General features: G+C 51.2%; 14 protein-coding genes. 8 read left to right on the top strand and 6 right to left on the bottom strand.

Features of this window, described 5'->3' with window-relative positions:
• Positions 1-41: 41 nt before the first annotated feature.
• Together apbE and ompC are read right to left on the bottom strand one after the other, a co-directional pair.
• The gene (gene apbE / locus FEK43_RS10665) at positions 42-1,097 is read right to left on the bottom strand and encodes an FAD:protein FMN transferase ApbE (RefSeq protein WP_135407413.1); all 1,056 of its coding nucleotides are present in this window, start codon (positions 1,095-1,097) and stop codon (positions 42-44) included.
• Between the two features lie 110 nt (positions 1,098-1,207).
• The gene (ompC, locus tag FEK43_RS10660) at positions 1,208-2,311 is read right to left on the bottom strand and encodes a porin OmpC (RefSeq protein WP_130207146.1); all 1,104 of its coding nucleotides are present in this window, start codon (positions 2,309-2,311) and stop codon (positions 1,208-1,210) included.
• A gap of 736 nt (positions 2,312-3,047) precedes the next feature.
• Here ompC and rcsD point away from each other — a divergent pair.
• On the top strand, positions 3,048-5,720 hold the full coding sequence (rcsD, locus tag FEK43_RS10655; RefSeq protein ID WP_130260523.1) for a phosphotransferase RcsD: 2,673 nt from the start codon (positions 3,048-3,050) through the stop codon (positions 5,718-5,720).
• A 16-nt stretch (positions 5,721-5,736) separates the two neighbouring features.
• Entirely contained in the window at positions 5,737-6,387 is a 651-nt protein-coding gene (rcsB, locus tag FEK43_RS10650; protein WP_042290573.1) for a response regulator transcription factor RcsB, read from the top strand.
• 286 nt (positions 6,388-6,673) lie between these two features.
• Here rcsB and rcsC read toward each other — a convergent pair whose 3' ends face one another.
• On the bottom strand, positions 6,674-9,523 hold the full coding sequence (gene rcsC / locus FEK43_RS10645; protein ID WP_130260524.1) for a two-component system sensor histidine kinase RcsC: 2,850 nt from the start codon (positions 9,521-9,523) through the stop codon (positions 6,674-6,676).
• Positions 9,524-9,691: 168 nt separating this feature from the next.
• Between rcsC and atoS the strand changes: the two genes are divergently transcribed.
• The 6 genes from atoS to atoB all read left to right on the top strand — a co-directional run bounded on the left by atoS (position 9,692) and on the right by atoB (position 16,935).
• Positions 9,692-11,518 (top strand): two-component system sensor histidine kinase AtoS, encoded by a 1,827-nt coding sequence (atoS, locus tag FEK43_RS10640; protein WP_130207149.1) that lies wholly within the window; start codon positions 9,692-9,694, stop codon positions 11,516-11,518.
• Positions 11,515-12,900, top strand: coding sequence for an acetoacetate metabolism transcriptional regulator AtoC (atoC, locus tag FEK43_RS10635; RefSeq protein ID WP_130207150.1), 1,386 nt, complete (start codon positions 11,515-11,517; stop codon positions 12,898-12,900). Before atoS ends, atoC begins: the two co-directional genes overlap by 4 nt.
• Before the next feature lie 194 nt (positions 12,901-13,094).
• The gene (gene atoD / locus FEK43_RS10630) at positions 13,095-13,757 is read left to right on the top strand and encodes an acetate CoA-transferase subunit alpha (protein WP_000850521.1); all 663 of its coding nucleotides are present in this window, start codon (positions 13,095-13,097) and stop codon (positions 13,755-13,757) included.
• Positions 13,757-14,407 (top strand): 3-oxoacid CoA-transferase subunit B, encoded by a 651-nt coding sequence (locus tag FEK43_RS10625; protein ID WP_135407415.1) that lies wholly within the window; start codon positions 13,757-13,759, stop codon positions 14,405-14,407. The genes atoD and FEK43_RS10625 overlap by 1 nt, the downstream gene beginning before the upstream one ends.
• Positions 14,404-15,726: a TIGR00366 family protein gene (locus FEK43_RS10620; RefSeq protein WP_130207152.1), complete on the top strand. Its 1,323-nt coding sequence runs from the start codon at positions 14,404-14,406 to the stop codon at positions 15,724-15,726. Before FEK43_RS10625 ends, FEK43_RS10620 begins: the two co-directional genes overlap by 4 nt.
• Before the next feature lie 24 nt (positions 15,727-15,750).
• Complete coding sequence (atoB, locus tag FEK43_RS10615; protein ID WP_135407417.1) at positions 15,751-16,935, top strand: acetyl-CoA acetyltransferase; 1,185 nt, start codon at positions 15,751-15,753, stop codon at positions 16,933-16,935.
• A gap of 73 nt (positions 16,936-17,008) precedes the next feature.
• Here atoB and FEK43_RS10610 read toward each other — a convergent pair whose 3' ends face one another.
• The 3 genes from FEK43_RS10610 to FEK43_RS10600 are packed head-to-tail and all read right to left on the bottom strand — an operon-like array spanning position 17,009 to position 23,954.
• Positions 17,009-17,785, bottom strand: a complete 777-nt coding sequence (locus FEK43_RS10610; RefSeq protein WP_135407419.1) for a YfaP family protein — start codon at positions 17,783-17,785, stop codon at positions 17,009-17,011.
• 4 nt (positions 17,786-17,789) lie between these two features.
• Positions 17,790-19,439, bottom strand: a complete 1,650-nt coding sequence (locus FEK43_RS10605) for a YfaQ family protein (protein ID WP_135407422.1) — start codon at positions 19,437-19,439, stop codon at positions 17,790-17,792.
• Positions 19,440-23,954: an alpha-2-macroglobulin gene (locus FEK43_RS10600; RefSeq protein WP_205713167.1), complete on the bottom strand. Its 4,515-nt coding sequence runs from the start codon at positions 23,952-23,954 to the stop codon at positions 19,440-19,442.
• Positions 23,955-23,961: the final 7 nt, after the last annotated feature.

Below are 23,961 nucleotides of genomic sequence, written 5' to 3'. Positions count from 1 at the left end.
CTGCCCGGTCACCATCACGCAAAAACCAACAATCTTGCGCTTTAATTTTTTTCGCTGACAAGGAAGCTTTTAAACTGCGGCGACATCCAGGTTTTAAAACTATCACCTTCTTTGGTGATCATATAAACCGCCAGCCCTTCCCGGCGAACGACTTCTTTGGCTTTCTCTGGCCCGAGCACCATCAAACCTGTATCCCAGGCGTCAGCTTCCAGTGCCGTCGGAGCAATCACCGTCACGGACACCAGATTATGTTCGATAGGTCGTCCGGTTTGCGGATCGATAACATGGGAAAGGCGTTTGCCGTCCAGTTCGTAATAGTTGCGATAGCTGCCGGAGGTACTGATACCGTGACCGTTGATATCCACTACCGCCTGAACTGCGTTTTCTTTATCGGTTGGTTTTTGAATTGCCACTCGCCACGGCTGACCTTCGCCGTTCATACCGCGGCTGTTCAGCGCTCCCCCCACCGACACCAGGTAGCGGGAAATACCTTCCTGCTCCATCAAGCGTGCCAAATGATCGGCGGCATAGCCTTCGCCGACGGTCGAAAGATCGACATATAAATCCGGAAGATCTTTTTGCAGGTACTGCTGATGATACTGATTGATGACCGTCAGGTGCTGTAAGCCGGTTTTGGCTTTCATTGCATCAATTTGTTCCTGGCTCGGAATTTGTACCGGTTGTTGTTCCGGACCAAAGCCCCACAGATTCACCAGTGGCCCGACAGTAATATCCATCGCGCCATCGGTCTTTGCGCCAATACGCAGCGAGGTAGTGACGATATCCGCCATCGCTTCATTTACCGGCCACGGTGTCAGGCTTTGCGAGTCGTTAAAGCGCATCAGAGCAGAGTCTTTTTTATAGGTCGAAAGCAGCTGATCGTCAGCGTCCAGCTGGGTCTGAATCTTCTCTTTGAGCTCGGCACTACGTTTGGCGTCAATGCCCGGGATGCTGGCACGCCAGAAGGTTCCCATGGTTTTGCCTTCCAGAACAGTCACTTCAGTAGCGTGGGAGTTGGCGGGTTGTGGTTTTTGATCGCAACCGACAAAGAAGAGCATGGCAGCCAGCAATGCCACGCGGGTAAAGTTTATTTCCATATGTGATTATCCTCATGCGAACGGTCGCAAGAGTACACCAAAAAAACGCGTTTGTACGCTGAAAACAATGAAAAAAGGGCCCGAAGGCCCTTTGTCGATAGAAATCGAAATTAGAACTGGTAAACCAGACCCAGAGCTACGATGTCATCAGTGTTGATGCCAGCAGCGCGGGTGAACTGGTTGTCGTCCAGCAGGTTGATTTTGTAGTCAACGTAGGTGGACATGTTTTTGTTGAAGTAGTAGGTAGCACCAACATCAACATATTTCAGGATATCTTCGTCGTCGTAGTTACGACCAGCAACGACACCCAGGTTTTTACCTTTAGACTGCAGGTATGCTACAGACGGACGCAGACCGAAGTCGAACTGGTACTGAGCAACAGCTTCGAAGTTCTGTGCTTTGTTCGCCCAACCCAGGGAACCTACGCGAGTTGCGTTGTAGGTCTGGGTGTACTGAGCAGCCAGGTAGATGTTGTTAGCGTCGTATTTCAGACCACCAGTGTAGGTTTCAGCACGGTCGCCGTTACCGATGTAAGCAATGCTGTTCTGATCATCAGTACGTTTGGAGCTGGAAACTGCAGCACCGATACCGAAGCCTTCGTAATCATAAGTGATAGAACCGCCGACACCGTCGCCGTTCTGACGCAGAGCGCCACGACCGTTGTTGGTCATGCCTTCGCCGCTTACGCTACCGTTTTTGCCCTGGTACTGAACTGCAAAGTTCAGGCCGTCAACCAGACCGAAGAAGTCGGTGTTACGGTAGGTCGCGAAGCCGTTACCACGCTGCTGCATGAAGTTGTCAGAACCGTAAGTATCGCCACCGAATTCTGGCAGTACGTCGGTCCAGGAAGTTACGTCGTAAACAACGCCGTAGTTACGACCGTAGTCGAAAGAACCGATGTCCTGGAATTTCAGACCAGCAAATGCCACACGGGTCCAGGAGTTGTTTTCGCTTTCCGGAGCGTTGCCCTGGATCTGATATTCCCACTGGCCGTAACCGGTCAGCTGGTCAGTAACCTGAGTTTCACCTTTGAAGCCAAGACGCATGTAGGTCTGGTCGCCATCTACAGACTTGTCGTCAGAGAAATAGTGCAGGCCGTCTACTTTACCGTACAGATCTAATTTGTTGCCGTCTTTGTTGTAAACTTCAGCAGCATTTGCTGCGCCTGCTACCAGCAGAGCTGGGACCAGGAGGGACAGTACTTTAACTTTCATGTTATTAACCCTCTGTTATATGCCTTTATTTGCTTTTTTATGCCACTGCATACTGATTAACCCTCATTAATCAGTCGGCAGGTCCATTCTCCCCAAAAATGCAGAATAATCCAACACGAATATGATACTAAAACTTTTAAGATGTTTCAAATATCCACATAGGTATTTCAAAATGTAAATGTGATGGAACTTTTTCAAATTCTAATGGTTGAGCAAATAACGCACTAAACATCAAGTAAGATTATTTCGACCTTTAAAACAATAACTTAATCTTAAGTCTTTGACCGCACTGAATGTTAAAACAAATTCTTCACTCGCAACTAAAATATCTCTCGCTATCATCATTAACTTTATTTATTACCGTCATTCATTTCTGAATGTCTGTTTACCCCTATTTCGGCCGGATGCATCGCATCCGGTTTTTTTTACCCTTCTTTACACATCTTTTATTTTCCTGTGCTACCGTAGCAAAATTATAACAATCGTTAACTATTTCGTAAAAAACGACAACAATTACCGACAAAATCTATCTGCGCTATTTTCCTGATAATTTTCTTCATGCCTGTGGGTTATTTGTACATTAACAACGCATTTGTACATTTATTTACCGCAGCGCAAAATGTGAAATATCGTCGGCTAATGCCTTAACATCAATCAGGTAAGAGTCTGGAATTTCACACTGTACCCTTTATACTGCCCTATCACTTTGCGAAGTTTTAACAGGTCATAAACACGAATGCGTCAGAAAGAGACAACGGCCACGACCCGCTTTTCACTCCTACCGGGGAGCATTACCCGCTTCTTTTTACTGCTGATCATCGTGTTACTGGTGACGATGGGTGTAATGGTACAAAGCGCCGTTAACGCCTGGCTGAAAGATAAAAGCTACCAGATCGTTGATATTACCCATGCCATACAAAAGCGCGTCGATACATGGCGTTATGTGACCTGGCAAATCTACGACAACATTGCCGCGACGGCCTCTACCTCCTCCAGCGAAGGGTTGCAGGAGACGCGCCTGAAACAGGATGTCTATTATCTGGAAAAACCGCGCCGCAAAACGGAAGCCCTGATCTTTGGTTCCCACGACAACTCAACGCTTGAGATGACCCAAAGAATGTCCACTTATCTGGACACATTATGGGGCGCAGAGAATGTCCCCTGGTCGATGTACTATCTGAACGGCCAGGATAACAGCCTGGTTTTGATCTCCACCCTACCGCTCAAAGATCTCACCTCGGGATTTAAAGAGTCGACCGTCAGTGACATTGTTGATTCTCGTCGCGCAGAGATGTTGCAACAGGCCAACGCCCTGGATGAACGCGAAAGTTTTTCTAACCTGCGTCGCCTGGCCTGGCAGAACGGCCATTATTTTACCCTGCGCACCACCTTTAACCAGCCGGGGCATCTGGCGACGGTAGTCGCTTTTGATCTGCCTATTAATGATTTGATCCCGCCGGGGATGCCGCTGGATAGTTTCCGTCTGGAGCCAGACGCGACAGCTGCGGGAACCAATAATAATGAGAAAGAAGCGACGGATAGCGTCAGTATCCACTTTAATAGTTCGAAGATTGAAATCTCTTCGGCGCTAAACTCCACAGATATGCGTCTGGTCTGGCAGGTTCCTTATGGCACATTGCTGCTGGATACGTTGCAAAACATTCTCCTGCCGCTGCTGCTGAACATCGGTTTGCTGGCGCTGGCGCTGTTTGGCTATACCACCTTCCGCCATTTCTCTGGCCGCACCACCGAAAGCGTACCCAGCACGGCAGTGAACAATGAACTGCGCGTTTTGCGGGCCATCAATGAAGAGATCGTGTCACTGCTGCCGCTCGGCCTGCTGGTTCACGATCAGGAATCGAATCGCACAGTAATAAGCAACAAAATTGCCGACCACCTGCTGCCGCATTTGAATCTGCAAAACATCACCACTATGGCAGAGCAGCATCAGGGCATCATTCAGGCGACGATCAATAACGAACTGTATGAGATCCGTATGTTCCGCAGCCAGGTCGCGCCGCGTACACAAATCTTCATTATTCGCGATCAAGATCGCGAAGTACTGGTGAACAAGAAACTCAAGCAGGCGCAGCGTCTGTACGAGAAAAATCAGCAAGGCCGGATGGCCTTTATGAAAAATATTGGCGATGCACTAAAAGAACCTGCACACTCCCTGGCGGAAAGCGCAGCCAAACTCAACACACCGGAAAGCAAACAACTGGCGAATCAGGCTGATGTGCTGGTGCGCATGGTCGATGAAATCCAGTTAGCAAATATGCTTGCCGACGATAGCTGGAAAAGCGAGAGCGAGCTTTTCTCCGTGCAGGATTTAATTGATGAAGTCGTGCCTTCCGTGTTGCCAGCCATCAAGCGTAAAGGTTTGCAGCTATTGATTAACAATCATCTAAAAGCACACGATATGCGCTGCGGCGATCGCGATGCCCTACGCCGTATTTTGCTGTTACTGATGCAATATGCTGTCACCTCAACGCAAATGGGGAAAATTACCCTTGAGGTTGACCAGGACGAATCTTCCGAAGAACGTCTGACTTTCCGCATTCTGGACACCGGAGATGGCATAAGTATTCATGAAATGGATAATTTGCACTTCCCGTTCATCAACCAGACCCAAAGCGATCGTTACGGCAAGGCGGATCCGTTAGCATTCTGGTTGAGCGATCAACTGGCGCGCAAGCTAGGCGGTCATTTAAACATCAAAACGCGCGACGAGCTTGGTACACGTTATTCCGTGCATATCAAAATGCCCACTGCGGAACCGGAAGTAGAAGAGGAAGAAGAGCGTTTACTGGATGATGTTAGCGTGATGATGGACATAACTTCCGCAGAAATTCGGAATATTGTCACTCGCCAGTTAGAAAATTGGGGGGCAACCTGCATCACACCGGATGAAAGATTAATTAGTCAAGATTATGATATCTTTTTAACGGATAATCCGTCTAATCTTACTGCCTCTGGCTTGCTTTTAAGCGATGATGAGTCTGGCGTACGGGAAATTGGACCTGGTCAATTGTGCGTCAACTTCAATATGAGCAACGCTATGCAGGAAGCGGTCTTACAATTGATCGAAGTGCAACTGGCGCAGGAAGAGGTGACAGAATCGCCTCTGGGCGGAGATGAAAATGCACAACTCCATGCCAGCGGCTATTATGCGCTCTTTGTAGACACAGTACCGGATGATGTTAAGAGGCTATATACTGAGGCAGCAACCAGTGACTTTGCTGCGTTAGCCCAAACGGCTCATCGTCTGAAAGGCGTGTTTGCCATGCTTAATCTGGTACCCGGCAAGCAGTTATGTGAAACGCTGGAACATCTTATTCGCGAGAAGGATGTCCCAGGAATAGAAAAATACATCAGCGACATTGACAGCTATGTCAAGAGCTTGCTGTAGCAAGGTAGCCTATTACATGAACAATATGAACGTAATTATTGCTGATGACCATCCGATAGTCTTGTTCGGTATTCGCAAATCACTTGAGCAAATCGAGTGGGTGAATGTTGTCGGCGAATTTGAGGACTCTACAGCACTGATCAATAACCTGCCGAAGCTGGATGCGCATGTTTTGATTACCGATCTCTCCATGCCTGGCGATAAATACGGCGATGGCATTACCTTAATCAAGTACATCAAGCGCCACTTCCCAAGTCTGTCGATTATTGTTCTGACCATGAACAACAACCCGGCTATTCTTAGCGCGGTACTGGACCTGGATATCGAAGGGATCGTTCTGAAACAAGGTGCGCCGACCGACCTGCCGAAAGCGCTCGCCGCGCTACAGAAAGGTAAGAAATTTACTCCGGAAAGCGTTTCTCGGCTGTTAGAGAAAATCAGTGCTGGCGGTTACGGTGACAAGCGCCTCTCACCAAAAGAGAGTGAAGTTCTGCGCCTGTTTGCCGAAGGCTTCCTGGTTACCGAGATTGCTAAAAAGCTGAACCGAAGCATTAAAACCATCAGTAGCCAGAAAAAATCCGCAATGATGAAGCTGGGAGTCGAGAACGATATCGCTCTGTTGAATTATCTCTCTTCTGTGACGTTAAGTCCGGCGGATAAAGAGTAATTTCCCGCATTCCCGATAAACTCCGATTACCGGATGCAGCGTAAACACCTTATCCGGCCTACAAATCCCATTATTTCAATGGATTACGATAATGTAGGCCAGACAAGACGCGTCAGCGTCGCATCTGGCATTTGCTCCGATTGCCGGATGCAGCGTAAACGCCTTATCCGGCCTACGAATTCCATTATTTCAATGGATTACGATAATGTAGGCCAGATAAGACGCGCCAGCGTCGCATCTGGCATTTGCACCGATTGCCGGATGCGGCGTAAACGCCTTATCCGGCTTACGATTCTCGCGCTTTCCTGACCCTCTCGGCATACATCGTCAGCGTCTGTTTTATAACATCCAACGTCACTGGCTTAGACAGACAGCTATCCATACCGGACTCCAGACACCGCTGTTTCTCTTCAGCCAACGCATTGGCCGTTACCCCTATTACCGGCAACGTGAGTCCCAACTGGCGGATACGTTGCGTTAACCGGTAACCATCCATATTCGGCATGTTGACATCACTTAACACGATATCAATGTGATTCTTACTAAGAACATTAAGCGCATCAACACCATCATTCGCCGTCTTACACTGATAGCCCAACGATCCAAGCTGATCGGCCAACAGACGACGGTTAATTGGATGATCGTCCACGACCAGAATCATCATATCGTCGTTATTGCTGACCACTTTGTCGGTCGACGGCAGAGAGTTAGCAGGATCGTCGCTCTCCATTTCTATCAGATAGATGCGCGCCAGCAATGTCGGTAGCTCGTGCGGAGCTGCCACACTGTGTACCCATTCACCAGGCGCTTTCTCAAGAGGGATACCGATATGGCGACGACAGAAAGTCACAACCGCCCTGCCCTGCCATTTTTTACTCATCACATCATCGGTGATCAACACATCTTCGGAAGTCGGCTCCTGCCCTTCGTATGTAGCAACGACTATGCCGCTACGCTGCAAACTGGTTTCAAGGAACTGACAGAGCGACGCATTGCGTACCGCCAGCCAGCAACGTTTACCCGTTAATCCTTCGACACCTTTTTTCTGCGGATACTGCGCGCCATACAGTGGAATACGCACCGCAAACTGGCTGCCCATTCCCGGTTCAGAATCCACCGAGATGTCACCGTCCATCATGCTGATCAGTTTTTCACAAATCGCCAGCCCCAGACCAGTACCCTGGAAGTTACGCTGTACGCCCGTCCCTACCTGGAAGAACGGATCAAATAACCGCACCACTTCTTTAGCTGGAATGCCCACCCCGGTATCGCGTACGCGAATAGAAAGATAATCACCATCAACGCGAACATGCAGAACAATGCAGCCGGTATCGGTAAATTTAATAGCATTACTCAACAGGTTGGAGATCACCTGCTGTAAGCGCATTGGGTCGCCATTGAGCGCCATCGGTACATCTGGCTCGATAAAACAGTACAAACCAAGTTGCTTGCGAACCACCAGCGGCAAATAGTTGGCGGTGATGTGGTTCATGACTTCGCGCGGTGAAAACTCGCGTGGTTCGATTTTCAACTGTTCCGATTCAATCTTCGAAAAATCGAGAATGTCGCTAATAATTTTCAATAACAGGCTGGAAGAGTTATTCATTGCCGTCACCAGACGGTCAACACCTTTTGGTAACTCTTTGGTTTGTAATAGATCCAGGTTGCCGATAATGCCATACAGCGGCGTTCGCAGTTCGTGGCTGACGGTAGCAAGGAACATCGATTTTGACTGGCTCGCCTGTTCTGCTGCCTGCGCCATTTCTTGCAGCGACTCTTCCATCTTCACACGTGAAGACACATCTACCAGTACGCAAATTGCCACGTTTTCATTACGATAGCGCGAATGAACAAAGCTGATTTGCAGGTTGGTATTGTTACTGGTAAGGACATCGACAAAATTGACCTGCTGGCCACAAATAATTTGCGTCAGCCGTTGGCGATCCTCATGCGTAAGCATGTTGAGATAGGTATGCGCCAGTTCGTTACTCAAAATATTAACGCCATCGACAGTTCGCAAAATGCAGATCCCCACAGGCGCTGAGGCGACTATCTTGCGGTTAAACTGCTCATGCTCTTCCAGTCGCTGGGCGTCACTTTCCGCCGGAATAAAAATACGTCGCTCATACATCCGTGCGAGGGTAAACAATGCAGCACCCGCAATCACGTTCAGCAAAATCGCGTTAAGTATCAACATGCGAATACGTTCCAGCACCTGATCAACAGGCACGGAATAGACAATACTTAGCGAAGAAGGCGGTAGATTTTTTTTCAGCACCAGCTCACGGAAACCTGGCGTATAGCCAAACCAGGATCGCTCCTGCATCCAACGCGGTTCGGCTTTAATCTTACTTTCCGGTCCGGTCAGCGAAATCAGGGTATGGCCATTTTCATCAAGAATGGTGACGCCCATCGGCAACGTCCCCGGCAGGAAGAAGTTCTCCATCCGAATTGTCTGTTCTACGCCTAAAAGCGCTTGCAAACGGTTTGCCAGATAAACCGGCGTCAGCGCGTAGAAATATCCCACCCCAGGACGCGGCCCTTCACTGATCCAGAAAAGATTACTGCCACTGTCATCCTGTGGCGCGTTACGATATTTGTTAATGCGTTCATGCAGGGCTTTCAGAGCGGTGTCACGTTCGACGGGCATATCACGCAGGCCAAAGTTAGCCATACAGAGGTTATCGCTGCCGATTAAAAACACGCGGTTGAGATCGTAAGCCGCAGAGAAATTATCGCGCCAGTAGCGCATAAACCACGCCAGTGACTCCAGGGAGCCTCGCCAGGTATTGCTCATTGCGGAACAATCGGAATCAGCAAACAGCGGTTCGAAAACCGGCACATCTGCTTGCGTTTCACGCCCACGCGGAGAAAGCACGCCGTTTTCCACGGATAAGCGATTTTCAGCAATGTACTTCAGCTCTTTCATGACATCAGAGGTGCGCTGAATAAACCGCTGGGCCTGATCGGAGCTCAGATTAAATTCCTGACGAATCTCAGATTCTCGTTGATGTAAAGCGTTGACGATGTAAAACACTGATGAAAAAGCAATCAACAGCCAGATCAATAACGCCAGCGCTCTGAACATGTAGCGCGAGACTTTCAGGGTTGTGCGAAAAGAAGCAAGGTATTTCAAAGGGGCGAAGCTCCGCCTCAGGTGACCGATGGAGTGTGGTTAAGGTAGCGGTAAAAGCGTGCCACCGCAATGTTCTGTCTTCTCTGGAATATGATACACCGCCGAGAAATCATTACCTTAACCCCTGATAATCGTCGTTTGCCTGAAAAACCAACCCGGATACCCAGCATGCACTCTCTGAAGTGGTTGTACCCACGTCGTCTGCGCAACCAGCTCATTATGATGGCAATCCTGATGGTCATCATTCCGACGCTATCTATTGGTTATATCGTAGAAACTGAGGGTCGGTCAGCGGTCTTATCTGAAAAAGAGAAAAAATTAGCGGCAGTTGTGCAGTTGCTGAACGCCGCACTGGAAGAACGCTTTGCGCTTTACCAACATCTGCCTCGTGAGGCACGCATCCAGGCACTGAATCATGAGTTGGCTCCCATCACTGAACGTATTACCCGAGCATTTCCCGGTGTCGGGGCTGGCTATTACCACAAAGGACTGGATGCAATTATCACTTATGCCCCGTCGGCACTCTATCAAAGCAATGTAGGTATTAGCATCACCCCGGATCATCCCGGCAATATCGTCATGCAAACCAACACGCCACAACTCTTTTCCGGCAGGCAAGTCCGCGGCGATATTATGAATTCCATGATCCCAATAGAACGCCAGGGCATCGTGCTTGGTTATATATGGGCGAATGAATTAACGGAGGATATTCGTCGTCAGGCATGGAAAATGGACGTGCGGATAATCATTGTCCTTTCTGCCGGTCTGCTGATTAGCCTGCTGTTGATTGTGCTTTTTTCCCGTCGTTTAAGCGCCAACATCGATATCATCACTGCGGGTCTGTCGACGCTGGCGCAGAATAATCCTACGCAATTGCCACCGCTACCTGGCGAACTAGGGCAAATCAGCCGTTGTGTGAATAACCTTGCCGATGCGCTTCGTGAATCGAAAACACTCAATGACCTGATTATTGAAAATGCCGCCGATGCCGTGATTGCCATTGACCGACAAGGCGATGTGATCACCATGAATCCCGCAGCGGAAGCCATTACCGGATACAAACGTCACGAGCTGGTAGGCCAGCCTTACGCCACGCTATTTGCCAACACCCATTTTTATAGCCCTGTCCTCGATACGCTGGCGCACGGCATTGAACATATGGCACTGGAAATCAGCTATCCCGGACGCGACCGAACCATTGAAATCAGCGCCACCACCAGCCGAATCCATGACGGACATGGCCAAATGATTGGCGCTTTAGTGATTTTTTCCGATCTGACGGCGCGTAAAGAGGGCCAGCGGCGACTGGCGCAGACGGAAAGACTCGCCACCCTGGGGGAACTGATGGCGGGCGTAGCCCATGAAGTGCGCAATCCTCTCACCGCCATCCGGGGTTACGTGCAAATCATTCGCCAACAGACTCCCCAGTCAGAGCACAAGGAATATCTCTCAATTGTGCTGAATGAGATTGATTCTATTAATAAAGTTATTCAGCAGCTTTTGGATTTTTCCCGTCCGCGTAAAAGCCAGTGGCAACAAGTGTATCTCAATGCCTTGATCGAAGAGACGCTGATTCTTGCCCAAACCTCCGGCGTACAGGCACGGATCGACTTTATTACAGAGCTTGATCCTTCACTCACTGCGATCGTGGCAGATCGAGAACTACTCAAGCAGGTAATCCTGAATATGTTGATCAATGCCGTGCAAGCTATCACCGCGCGCGGGGAAATCCGCATTCGCACGTGGATGTATACGGCTAACCAGCAGGCGATCACGATTGAAGACAACGGCTGCGGCATTGACCTGTCACTACAGAGAAAAATCTTTGATCCCTTCTTTACCACCAAAGCGTCCGGTACGGGACTTGGCCTCGCCCTAAGCCAACGAATTATTAATGCGCATCAGGGCGATATACGCGTCGCCAGCCTCCCCGGCTGTGGTGCCACATTTACCCTTATCTTACCGATTGATCCGCAGGAAAATTTGCCCTTATGAATGCTGTTTACCGAATCCTGATTGTCGACGACGAAGAGAATGTGCGTCGTATGTTGTCCACCGCATTTTCTTTGCAGGGTTATGACACTCACTGCGCCAGTAATGGACAAGAAGCCTTGCCTCTGTTCACCCGTGTGCAGCCGGACGTAGTGCTGATGGATATCCGGATGCCGGAAATGGATGGCATCAGCGCGTTAAAAGCGATGCGTGGTCACAACCCTCGTACGCCCGTTGTCCTGATGACCGCGTATGCGGAGGTCGAAACGGCGGTGGAAGCCTTACGCAGCGGTGCATTTGATTACGTAATCAAACCGTTTGATCTGGATGAACTGAACCTGGTCGTGCAGCGCGCATTACAGCTGCAGTCAATGAAGAAAGAGATTCGCCAGCTACATCAAGCGCTAAGCGCCAGTTGGCAGTGGGGCCACATATTAACCAACAGCTTGGCCATGAAGGAAATCTGCAAGGATACGGCAAAAATCGCCCTCTCCCAGGCCAGCGTATTAGTCAGCGGCGAAAGTGGTACGGGTAAAGAGCTGATCGCCCGGGCGATCCATTACAACTCCCGACGCGCCAATGGGCCATTTATTAAAATTAATTGTGCCGCGCTACCAGAATCCCTGCTTGAAAGCGAACTTTTTGGTCATGAAAAGGGCGCATTTACTGGTGCACAAGCGCTACGTCAGGGGCTTTTTGAGCGTGCCGACAGCGGAACGTTATTCCTGGATGAAATAGGTGAAATGCCATTGGTATTGCAGGCCAAATTATTGCGTATTTTACAGGAAAGGGAATTTGAACGGATTGGTGGTCATCAAACCATCAAAGTCGATATTCGCATTATTGCCGCTACCAATCGTGACCTGGACGCAATGGTAAAAGAAGGGACTTTCCGTGAAGATCTCTTTTATCGCCTTAACGTAATTCATTTAATATTGCCGCCGCTTCGCGAGAGACGTGAAGACATTTCCCTGTTAGCCAACCATTTTCTGCAAAAATTCAGTAGCGAAAACCAGCGCGATATTATCGAAATAGACCCCAGCGCGATGTCGTTGCTCGCCAGCTGGTCGTGGCCAGGCAATATCCGAGAGCTTTCCAACGTCATTGAACGCGCCGTGGTAATGAACTCAGGACCGGTGATTTTTGCAGAAGATCTACCACCACAATTTCGCCAGTCTGTAAGCCTGAATAGCGATGCGAAGAGCACTCCAGTTGGCGAACGCAATCTCAAAGAAGAGATTAAGCGTGAAGAGAAACGGATCATTATTGAAGTGCTGGAGCAACAGGAGGGAAACCGTACCCGCACCGCACTGATGCTCGGTATCAGTCGCCGCGCGTTAATGTACAAACTGCAAGAATACGGTATTGATCCAGCTGGTACGTAAGACAAAAACTGCTATGCAGAAATTTGCACAGTGCGCAAATTTCTGCATAGCAGTGTATTACCTCCTTCCCTCCTTATTTTTTTAATTCCCTTTTTTTCAATACATTAGAAATCGACATCGAATAACTTCATTCTGGCACTCCCCTTGCTATGCCTTCTGTGTACCCACAACGGTGTATTCAAGAGGGATAAAAAATGAAAACAAAATTGATGAGCATAGAGGACGCCGCCAGCTTCTTTCGTGATGGCATGACCATTATGGTTGGTGGTTTTATGGGAATTGGCACGCCTCCCCGCCTCGTTGAGGCATTACTGGAGTCCGGTGTCAGGGATCTGACATTAATCGCCAATGACACGGCATTTATTGATACTGGTACTGGCCCGCTGATCGTCAACGGTCGGGTCAGCAAAGTCATCGCTTCACATATCGGCACCAACCCGGAAACCGGACGGCGTATGATTTCTGGCGAAATGGAGGTCGTTCTCGTACCGCAAGGTACGTTGATTGAGCAAATTCGCTGTGGCGGTGCCGGACTTGGTGGTTTTCTCACCCCAACCGGTGTCGGCACCGTCGTCGAAGAAGGCAAACAAACGCTCACCCTCGATGGCAAAACCTGGTTGCTTGAACGTCCATTGCGGGCAGACCTGGCGTTGATCCGCGCCCACCGTTGCGACGCACTCGGAAACCTCACCTACCAACTCAGCGCCCGCAACTTTAACCCCCTGATTGCTCTCGCAGCAGACATCACGCTGGTGGAACCCGACGAACTGGTCGACACCGGCGAATTGCAACCTGACCACATTGTCACCCCCGGTGCCGTTATCGACCACATCATCATTCCGCAGGAGAGCAAATAATGGACGCAAAACAACGTATTGCGCGCCGCGTGGCGCAGGAACTTTGTGATGGTGACATCGTTAACTTAGGGATCGGTTTACCCACAATGGTCGCCAACTATTTGCCGGAGGGTATTCATATTACTCTGCAATCGGAAAACGGCTTCCTCGGTTTAGGCCCGGTCACAACAGCGCATCCAGATCTGGTTAACGCAGGCGGACAACCGTGTGGCGTTTTACCCGGCGCAGCGATGTTCGACAGCGCGATGTCATTTGCGCTGATTCGTGGTGGTCATATTGATGCCTGTGTACTCGGTGGCTTACAGGTCGATGAACAAAGCAATCTCGCCAACTGGGTCGTGCCAGGAAAAATGGTACCTGGTATGGGTGGTGCGATGGATCTGGTGACCGGATCGCGCAAAGTGATTATTGCCATGGAACATTGCGCCAAAGATGGTTCAGCAAAAATTTTACGTCAATGCACCATGCCGCTAACCGCCCTTCACGCAGTTCATATACTGGTGACAGAACTGGCGGTGTTCCGCTTTATCGATGGCAAGATGTGGCTCACTGAAATTGCCGAAGGTTGTGATTTAGAAACTGTGCGTGCCAAAACTGAAGCGCAGTTCGCCGTCGCTGATGATCTTTTGCTCCCACAGGGGGCGCTATGATCGGTCGCATCTCGCGTTTTATGACGCGCTTTGTCAGTCGCTGGCTTCCCGATCCCCTGATCTTCGCCATGCTACTGACATTAATCACCTTTGCAGTAGCACTCTGGCTAACGCCACAAACTCCAGTCAGCATGGTGAAGCTCTGGGGCGACGGCTTCTGGAATCTGCTGGCATTCGGGATGCAGATGGCGCTCATCATCGTGACCGGACATGCACTCGCCAGTTCTGGTCCGGTGAAAAGTTTGTTACGTACTGCGGCGTCAGCAGCCAAAACGCCTACCCAAGGGGTCATGCTGGTCACCTTTTTTGGTTCCGTCGCCTGCGTAATCAACTGGGGATTCGGTCTGGTGGTTGGCGCAATGTTTGCTCGCGAAGTTGCACGTCGGGTACCAGGCTCCGACTATCCGTTGTTGATCGCTTGCGCCTACATCGGCTTTCTCACCTGGGGCGGTGGTTTTTCCGGCTCAATGCCGCTACTGGCAGCAACACCGGGGAATCCCGTTGAGCATGTCGCCGGGTTAATTCCGGTCAGCGATACCCTGTTTACTGGCTACAACATCTTTATCACCCTGGCCCTGATTGTGGTGATGCCGTTTATCACCCGCATGATGACGCCTAAGCCTTCCGACGTGGTGAGTATCGATCCGAAGCTGTTGTTGGAAGAAGCGGATTTCCAGAAGAAGCTCCCTGCAGACGCCCCACCTTCAGAGAAACTGGAAGAAAGTCGCATCCTGGCGTTGATTATTGGTGCTCTGGGCATTGCTTATCTGGTGCTGTACTTCTCCGAGAAGGGATTCAACATCACCATCAACACCGTCAACCTGATGTTTATGATTGCCGGTCTGTTGTTGCATAAAACGCCGATGGCCTATATGCGGGCGGTAAGTGCGGCTGCGCGCAGTACCGCCGGGATTCTGGTGCAATTCCCCTTCTATGCTGGGATCCAGTTAATGATGGAACACTCCGGCCTCGGTGGCCTGATCACCGAATTTTTCATCAATGTCGCCAACAAAGATACCTTCCCGCTGATGACCTTTTTTAGCTCTGCGCTAATTAACTTCGCCGTGCCTTCTGGCGGTGGACACTGGGTTATTCAGGGGCCATTCGTCCTTCCTGCCGCGCAGGCGTTAGGGGCCGATCTGGGTAAATCAGTCATGGCGATTGCTTACGGTGAACAGTGGATGAACATGGCACAACCGTTCTGGGCGCTACCTGCACTGGCAATAGCCGGGCTCGGTGTCCGAGACATCATGGGCTATTGCATCACCGCCCTGCTCTTTTCCGGCGTCATTTTCGTCATTGGTTTAACGCTGTTCTGACGGCAACTCATAAAAGGAAGAAAAATGAAAAATTGTGTCATCGTCAGTGCGGTACGTACTGCCATCGGTAGCTTTAACGGTTCTCTCGCCTCCACCAGTGCCATCGATTTGGGGGCAACGGTGATTCAAGCCGCCATTAAACGCGCGAGAATCGATTCACAACATATCGATGAAGTGATTATGGGGAACGTGTTGCAAGCCGGGCTGGGGCAAAACCCGGCGCGTCAGGCGCTGCTAAAAAGTGGACTAGCTGAAACGGTGTGCGGATTCACGGTCAACAAAGTGTGTGGTTCAGGTCTGAAAAGCGTGGCGCTTGCCGCACAAGCGATTCAGGCAGGTCAGGCGCAGAGCATCGTGGCGGGTGGAATGGAGAACATGAGTTTAGCACCCTACTTGCTCAATGCAAAAGCACGCTCTGGTTATCGACTGGGAGACGGACAGATTTATGACGTAATCCTGCGCGATGGCCTGATGTGCGCCACCCACGGTTATCACATGGGGATTACCGCCGAGAACGTTGCCAAAGAGTATGGAATTACCCGTGAAATGCAGGATGAATTGGCGCTACATTCACAGCGTAAAGCGGCAGCCGCCATTGAGTCCGGTGCTTTTACAGCCGAAATCGTCCCGGTAAATGTTGTCACTCGGAAGAAAACCCTCGTCTTCAGTCAAGACGAATTCCCGAAAGCGGATTCTACGACTGAAGCGTTAGGCGCATTACGCCCGGCCTTCGATAAAGCAGGAACAGTCACCGCCGGGAACGCATCTGGTATTAACGACGGTGCTGCCGCTCTGGTGATTATGGAAGAATCTGCAGCACTGGCGGCTGGCCTTAAACCACTGGCACGCATTAAAAGTTATGCCAGCGGCGGCGTGGCCCCCGCGTTGATGGGAATGGGCCCCGTTCCCGCCACGCAAAAAGCGTTACAACTGGCGGAGCTACAACTGGCGGATATTGATCTCATTGAGGCTAATGAAGCGTTTGCTGCACAGTTTCTTGCTGTAGGGAAAACACTGGGCTTTGATCCTGAGAAAGTGAATGTCAACGGTGGTGCCATCGCGCTCGGGCATCCTATCGGTGCCAGTGGTGCTCGTATTCTGGTCACACTATTACATGCAATGCAGGCACGCGATAAAACGTTCGGGCTGGCAACACTGTGCATTGGTGGCGGCCAGGGAATTGCAATGGTGATTGAACGGTTGAATTAACGAACAAAAACGCCCGATAGCGAAAGTTATCGGGCGTTTTCTTGAACATCGACAGCGAAGGTAACCCCATTAATCACCAGTCAAAACTTTTCACCAGCGTCAGCTCGCCAGCATTACGCATCGGTACAATAAAAGTTTCCTGTTTCTCATTGACCGATCCTTCATCGGTGATCAGCGTCAATTGGGCGGTGGTTAATTCCGTTTCGCTGCGTCCGCCATAGTAGTTGATATACACCTGATAACGGCCGTGAACTGGCGCTGGCATGGCGAAAATCTCGGGTCCGTACCCCGTCGTGACATCCATATCCAGTGCACCACTGTTTTTCAGCACCGTGTTACCGTACCAGGCATGCTCTCCATCGGGCGTAACAACGTGAAGGTCGAGGTCAGTATTGTCCGTATCCCAGGAGAGAACCAGTCGTAAACGCGCGCGGATCACTCCAGCGCCCGGCGTTGAGTAAAACTGCATTTTTTGTCGGCTTTGCCCATCGGGGCTGATGACCTGCACGCTGTTACTGCCTTCCGTGAAAATATAAGGGCGCGCAAAAGAACCATCGGATTCAATTCTCTGCGGCATACTGGCACCGTTGACCACCAGTCGCCCCTGCTGGACTTTGCCCGCCGCAGCATAATTTTTTATTTTGCCGCGGATTTGCGCAGAGATATTTTGATCATCAGCCATGTTGACGGATGACGCCGAGTAATTGATCGATTGTGAAAAACTGGCATCTTCGCCCTCTGCCGGATGCCAGCCAGAGAGCGGTGCATCAATCTCGACTTCCTGCACACCTTCACTGTGAGCGACAGGCGAAAGCGCCACCAGTAACAACGGAAGAAAAATCTTTCGCATAGCATTAGTCCATTAATAATTGTCGGGTCAGCGTTTCGATATAGTTCTCATCAAGCCCGGTGGGATAACCATCAAAGGCCAGGTGCAGATACTCATGGGTTAAATCCAGCCGATCCTGAAGCGTAAAGAAGTTACGAATAAACAGCCGTTTCTGCTGCCGATCGGTATAGGGGAAACCTGAGACTAAACGACAGACCGCAAACACGTCTGGTTCGTTGTACCCCGTCTCGCCTTGTAATATACGCCGCCACTGCGGCATTTTTTTCGCCAGCCAGGCTTTCGCTTTGGGTAATAACTGGCAGGTTGAGCGTGGCGCTCCCCAGCGGCTAAGGCTGTTATCGGGATAAGCAAACGCCAGTATCTGGTCGTAACGCTCTCCCTGCCCTGCCTGGGCCGTGGCTTTACGCCAGGATAGCGTCCCTTCGGTAGCGCGACTGCCATGATAATGAACCGGATCGCCCGCATAGATGAGATCCTGCGTCCAGGCGGTCATCGTTCGCGCCCCCGTGGTAGCTGGCGAAGCAGAAACACGCTGCGTGGCGCTGCTGTCGGGAATGGTCAGGCAATCGCCTTCCCGATTGGCGTTTTGCTGTAAAAAAGTGCGAATCGCCACGGTCATGGCTTTCGCTGCCTCAGGGGGCGTACTTTTCGCCTCGCGATCCAGAACTCTGGCAACGTACTCTTCACGATCGAGATGCGACTGTAATTTCAGTTTGCCCTTCTCCGTCAGTAACGTCGTCTCACCACGGCTAACAAACGTAATGTGGTTACCATTGGCGAACGTCACACGATAGCGCCCATTGAGCACACCAGGTTTTACTGCCGTCGTGCTCTTTTCCTCAGTGACTTTCTTCAACGGATAGCGAGCAAACAGATCCACCAGTACACATTGCCCGCTGGCAACTTGCGTCGGCACAGGCAAAACCTGATTAAGTACCGTCGCATAACGGGTCAGTACTGTCTTGCTGGTGCCACCACCTGCAACCCACAGCGGCGTGCCATCAGTTAACCATCCGGCAAAACCACCCTGGCGGATTTCCTGTTTATCATCGACAAACCAGCTCCAGGTTTTCACCCGCACCCGACTACCGAGCATAGACGCAACACCGATTTTCGCCTCGTCCAGCACCACATCCAGTAAGACTTCCTGAGCTTTGTTTTGCGCGGGTAAAGTCGCTAATGAATCAAGCAGCGATGTAACGGTTACCGACGTTTCTGGTTTCAGCGTAGAAAGAGATGCTAACCACGCCGGAGCCTGACGCTGTTGCCAGTATTGCCCCCATACATCCGCGCTAATGTGCAACCGCTGCGGTGCAAAATAGAGTCCGCAGGAGCGTACCAGCGCGGTATCGCGCGTTATGCTCTCCCCCGCCTGGCAACAATAAACTTCTTCCGGGGAGTTGCCGCGACACTGGTATGGCTGCTCCGGTTGATGGGTATCCTCCAGCCAGGCGTAAACATACAGTTTCCACAAACTCCCTAACGGCGTGGTGAGCGTGTCAGGTAACGTCGAGACATTTGTCACGCCTGACGACGATAACTGATACAGTTGGTCATGCTGCGCGCCCCGCAGCGCCAGTTGTAACGGCGTCTCCTGTGCAAACGTCGGCAGGGTAACCAGCGTTAATAGCCAAACGACTCTGCGCCAGTTCACTTATTTCACCTGCATTCCGGTCCATTCGCTACCTGCCGCAACGCTTTGCTGCGCAGGTGCATAGGAACGCACATAGCGAGCAGGCGGCAGAACGAATTGCCCTTTTTGTGAGAAGCGCAGCAGATGGCGGAAAGTGACCGTTCCCGTCAGTTCTTTCACCGGCACCATATAGGCCAGTTCGCCCATTTCATTACGCGCTTTTTCCAGCGATTGCCCCTGCTGTTTCGCGGCGTTGGGTTTATTGACCAAAATGCCCCACGTTGTCCGTTCAACATCGGCTCCCGGCGGCAGTGGGACTTCCACCTGACCGTAGCGCAGAACTGCATCCTGCTCGCTGGTAAGCGTGATTTCATCGAGATACAGCGCATCGCTGTTAATCTCATTGCTGGTCACCGGCTGCAACGTAAAACTCATTTCTTCATCACCGGGGATAAGCCGATACAACTGGCGTTCAACGGTCACCGGAATATTACTTTGTTGAGCCGTTTTTGCCGGTTCACGCCAGCGGACCTGCACGTTTTGCGGCGGTAATTCGTCACCAAAAGAGAGAATTTCCGGCACGCCCTGACCAACCCAACGCCAGTATTCGCCCCCTCCGGTTAACTTATGTTTGGCCCATGCGCCCGCAGGCACAGGTAATACAACCGGGGGCATCGTCGCCATATATTTCGCCAGCCAGTTCATGGCCAGCGCGCGCTCAATAGTGGATTGCTCAGCGGTCAAACCACTTAAAATAGCGGCCGCCTGGGTGGTGTCGCCACCGCTATTAAGCAGCACAACCGTATGCGCCAGCGGCTGATTGCTGTTTGCCGCTTTATCCCACGCATATTGCTGAACCTGTGGCATCACAGTGGACTTCAACTGCGCTTTTTTCAGCAACGTCATGGTTAAGACGTTTGCCACCGCATCTGCCAGCGGAGATTCCGGTGTATCAAGGATCAAACTGTCATTGATATCGCTGGTGTCTTCCTCAGAGAAATCTTCTGTTTTTGTTCCGCGCCGGGCGATAGCTTCATCCAACCCTTTTAACAACGTTTTGCACGGCAGATTCATCTCCTGCGCCCACGCCAGCACCAGCGCCCGATGCAATAACGGCATGTTATCCGCCTGCTCCGCGTAGCTGTCGAGCATATGTTGCCAGTATTCCGGTTGTTGCGTCACGCCAAGGGCCTGGCTCGCTTGCCAGTCGGCGTACCATGCCCATGCCGTGAGGAATGCATCGCCATTGCCATCTTCACCCCACCAGGTAAAGCGCGCTCCTGGCCCCGCCAGTTGCATCAGCCGCAGACGGTTATCCTGAATCATCTGTCGAATGTCTTTAGCGGCGGCACTTTGATGATCGGCAAGCGAACGCCAGGCAAGACTGAGCGGGATCAGACGGCTACCGGTGTTGATCACGCCACCCCAGGGTTCCTCTATTAACGCATCAAGATTGTTGCGGAAAATCTCCTGCGGCGTTTCGCTACTTTGCAGCCGGATATTGCTCGCCTGCTCGGGCAACATCAGCGCATTATCGCCACCGCCGAGCATGACGTTTTTCTGCTGTTCAACGGGCCAGCTGTTATCAACAAAAGACAGTTTTGTGCTAATGCTGTCCTGCACTTGCCCATTTTGTTGCAGTTCTGCGCTTAACAAGCCTGATTGCTGAATGTTCTGCGCCAGCGAAATATAGTTCGCCCCCTTATGCAGTGTCAGCGTCTGGTGCATCTCGTCGCCCGCAAATTTACTCACCAGCTCTACCGGTTCGTTATCCTGCTGACTGAAGATAAACAGCCCTGCCGCTGGTTTGTCGCCAAGGCGATAGACCGTTGGCATACTCCACTTCATGTAGAGATTTTTTTCCGAGCGCAAATACGCACGCCCCTGCCCGACCAGTCCGTCGCCGTTCATCCCTCGAGCGGTAATGCGCCAGCGCGTTAACGAATCCGGCATCAGGAATGTGAAGTACGCTTTGCCTTGTTTATCCGTGGTTAGCGACGGTATCCATGCCGCGGTATCCACCTCTTCACGCCGTGGACGTTCAAGCATTTTTACTCGACGCTCGCTGCGGTTAGTCGCGCCAGGTGCAACCGGCTCGCTGGAGAGCGCCTGGTCGTAGCTGATAAATGACAGACTGGAACTGGTGCGTACATTGTTACGTCCCAGCGGATAGAAAAATTTGCCGATACTCGGCGCGATTTCCGGTTGCAGCGCGTAGATCATTTCATCGACCACGCCAACCGTTAGCTGTGCAGAAACAGGTTTACCTTTCAGCGACGAGGTTAATTCGACATTGACCAGTTCACCTGGCTGGTAATGGGTTTTGTCCGTTTTCACCCGGATATCCAGCTGAGGAACGGCAACTTTGATCCCAGCGTTCTGAAAACTGTACTGACCGTTACGGGTATACAGCACCGAAAAAGTGATGTTGGGCGCAAAGGTATTGCTCACCGGAACGCGGGCTTCATACTGGGTATCGTTTAAGCGTTGTAGCGCCAGCCAGTTTGCCGGATGCGATAGCAGCGACTGCTGTTCCACGCGATCGCGTTCCAGCGTCAATAACGCTTCATCAATTGGCTCCGGGAAGGTAATCAGCATCTTCGCGGTTTCGCCTGGCTGGTACAGCGTTTTATCCGCCACGATATCTACCGTACCAGTATGCGCCGTGCTGCCCTTACCGCTGACGGCATGGCTTAACCCGGCGAGAATTAAGCCGTCTTTATCGCGTAATGTCAGATTGTAGTTGCCAGGTTTTTCGAAATTAACGGTGAAGGATTTACCGCCAGACGGTAGATCTCCGCTGTGGCTTGTTCGGTCTTCCAGACGTAACCACTCATACTTGACAGGAACCTGCTTTGAAGATTCCAGCGCGGTATAACGGAAAACAACCGACTCGCCGCTATTACTGTATTGTGCGGCGGTGCTTAGAGAGTAATGCGCCAGACCGCGTTCAATGAGGATCTCTTTGGTTGTGGTAACACGATATGCCGCGCCGTCGCTGGCGGAGACGGTCAGTAAATAGCGGCTCGGTTTATCTGCTGCGGGAAGATTTAACGCCACATGACCGCTGGCGTCTGAAACTGTTTCACTGCCTTCAAGCGACACAGGGAAGCGCCCGGCATAACGCAAATCGTTACCGACCATCGAAAGTTGTTGGGCGCGCAAACTTAACTGCACGCGGGCATTTTTTACCGGCTCGCCATCCGGGTAGAGCAGTTGCAGTTTGCCGCTGACCGCTTCGCCAGTTTTGAAATCTTTTTTGTCGAGAGCTAAACCAATTTCGAAATGTGGTTTGATGTAGTTTGCCACGCGAAAACTGCTGCTATAGACCTGCTTGCGGTAAGCCAGGCGTAACTCATAACCTCCGGCAACGGCATTTTCTGGCAGGCGGAAACTCCCCTGCCCGCCATTACGCGCATCAAGCGTGACATCGACGGTTTGCAACAGGCTGCCGTTGGCGTCCAGCACTGAAAGCTTCGCCGGTGCGCTGACGATAGGGGATGAATGCAACGGATCGTGAAACTCGCGGCCCATCACTTTAACATCGACACGATCGCCTGCGCGATACAGCGGGCGATCGGTAAAGATAAACAAGCGGGTATTGTAGATTTCGCTTTCGTAGAAGAAGTTCTCGGAGACAAAAACGCCGCCTTCAGCATCTTTACCCAGAATATATGAACGTTCAGGCGATATATGTTGTAACTGCAAGGTGCCGCTGTCATTGGTGACGCCTCGGGTCATCACGCCAAGACCGTCAGTCCACAGGATTTCTGATCCAGGCTTCGCTTCCCCCTGCTTTTTGCCAGCGGTCCATACCAGAAGCTCGTTACCCGACACTTTACTCAACGCCACGGTATTGGAGACAAACACCACCGTCGTCGCCCGATAACCACCCACCATCGCTTCGACGAGATACAGCCCCGGCTCTTGTTTGCCGAGAGGAATATAGATGTTGCCCGGCTGCGGCGAGATGAAGTTACTGGATGCGCCTTCCAGTTTTACCCCTTGCTGCGGCTCAACCGGTTTTGCCTGCCATAGTGGATAACGGAACTGTTCCACCAGTGGATATTTCTTCAGCGGTGAAAACTGGCTGTTTTGTACATAACGGGAAGGTTTGATGATGGCATTGCCGAGCTGCAATTCCGGTAATGCCTGGGTCACATTCTGCCGTGACTGATAAGAGAAAGAACGCTGCATGACACGGCGAGATTTGCCGTACCAGTTATCCCACAGCCAGGTTAGCGTATTGTTCAGACCGTCACCCAGATACTGCGGTTGTACTACAATGCGGTGCAGGTTTTTCTGCTGACGCAGAAATGCCATCGGATCAGGAATACGATACAGGCGAACATCCACGCCGCCGTACTCTTCCATCTGATAACGTTGATAATCGCGCCCCGGCGCTTCCAGACGTACTTTCGCCTCTTCGCTGCTGCTAAAACTGCTGTCAGCGAGCAAAAAGAACGTTCCCCCGGCTGGTGGCGCATAGTTGCTGGAAGGAAGCGAATCGTCAGCATTAACAAGCCCCGCCCCCACAAGAGAC

Source organism: Escherichia sp. E2562 (assembly GCF_005781075.1).
Classification (GTDB): Bacteria; Pseudomonadota; Gammaproteobacteria; order Enterobacterales; family Enterobacteriaceae; genus Escherichia.
The sequence above is the reverse complement of the archived record's forward strand: the minus strand, read 5'-3'. Positions and strand labels throughout refer to the sequence as shown.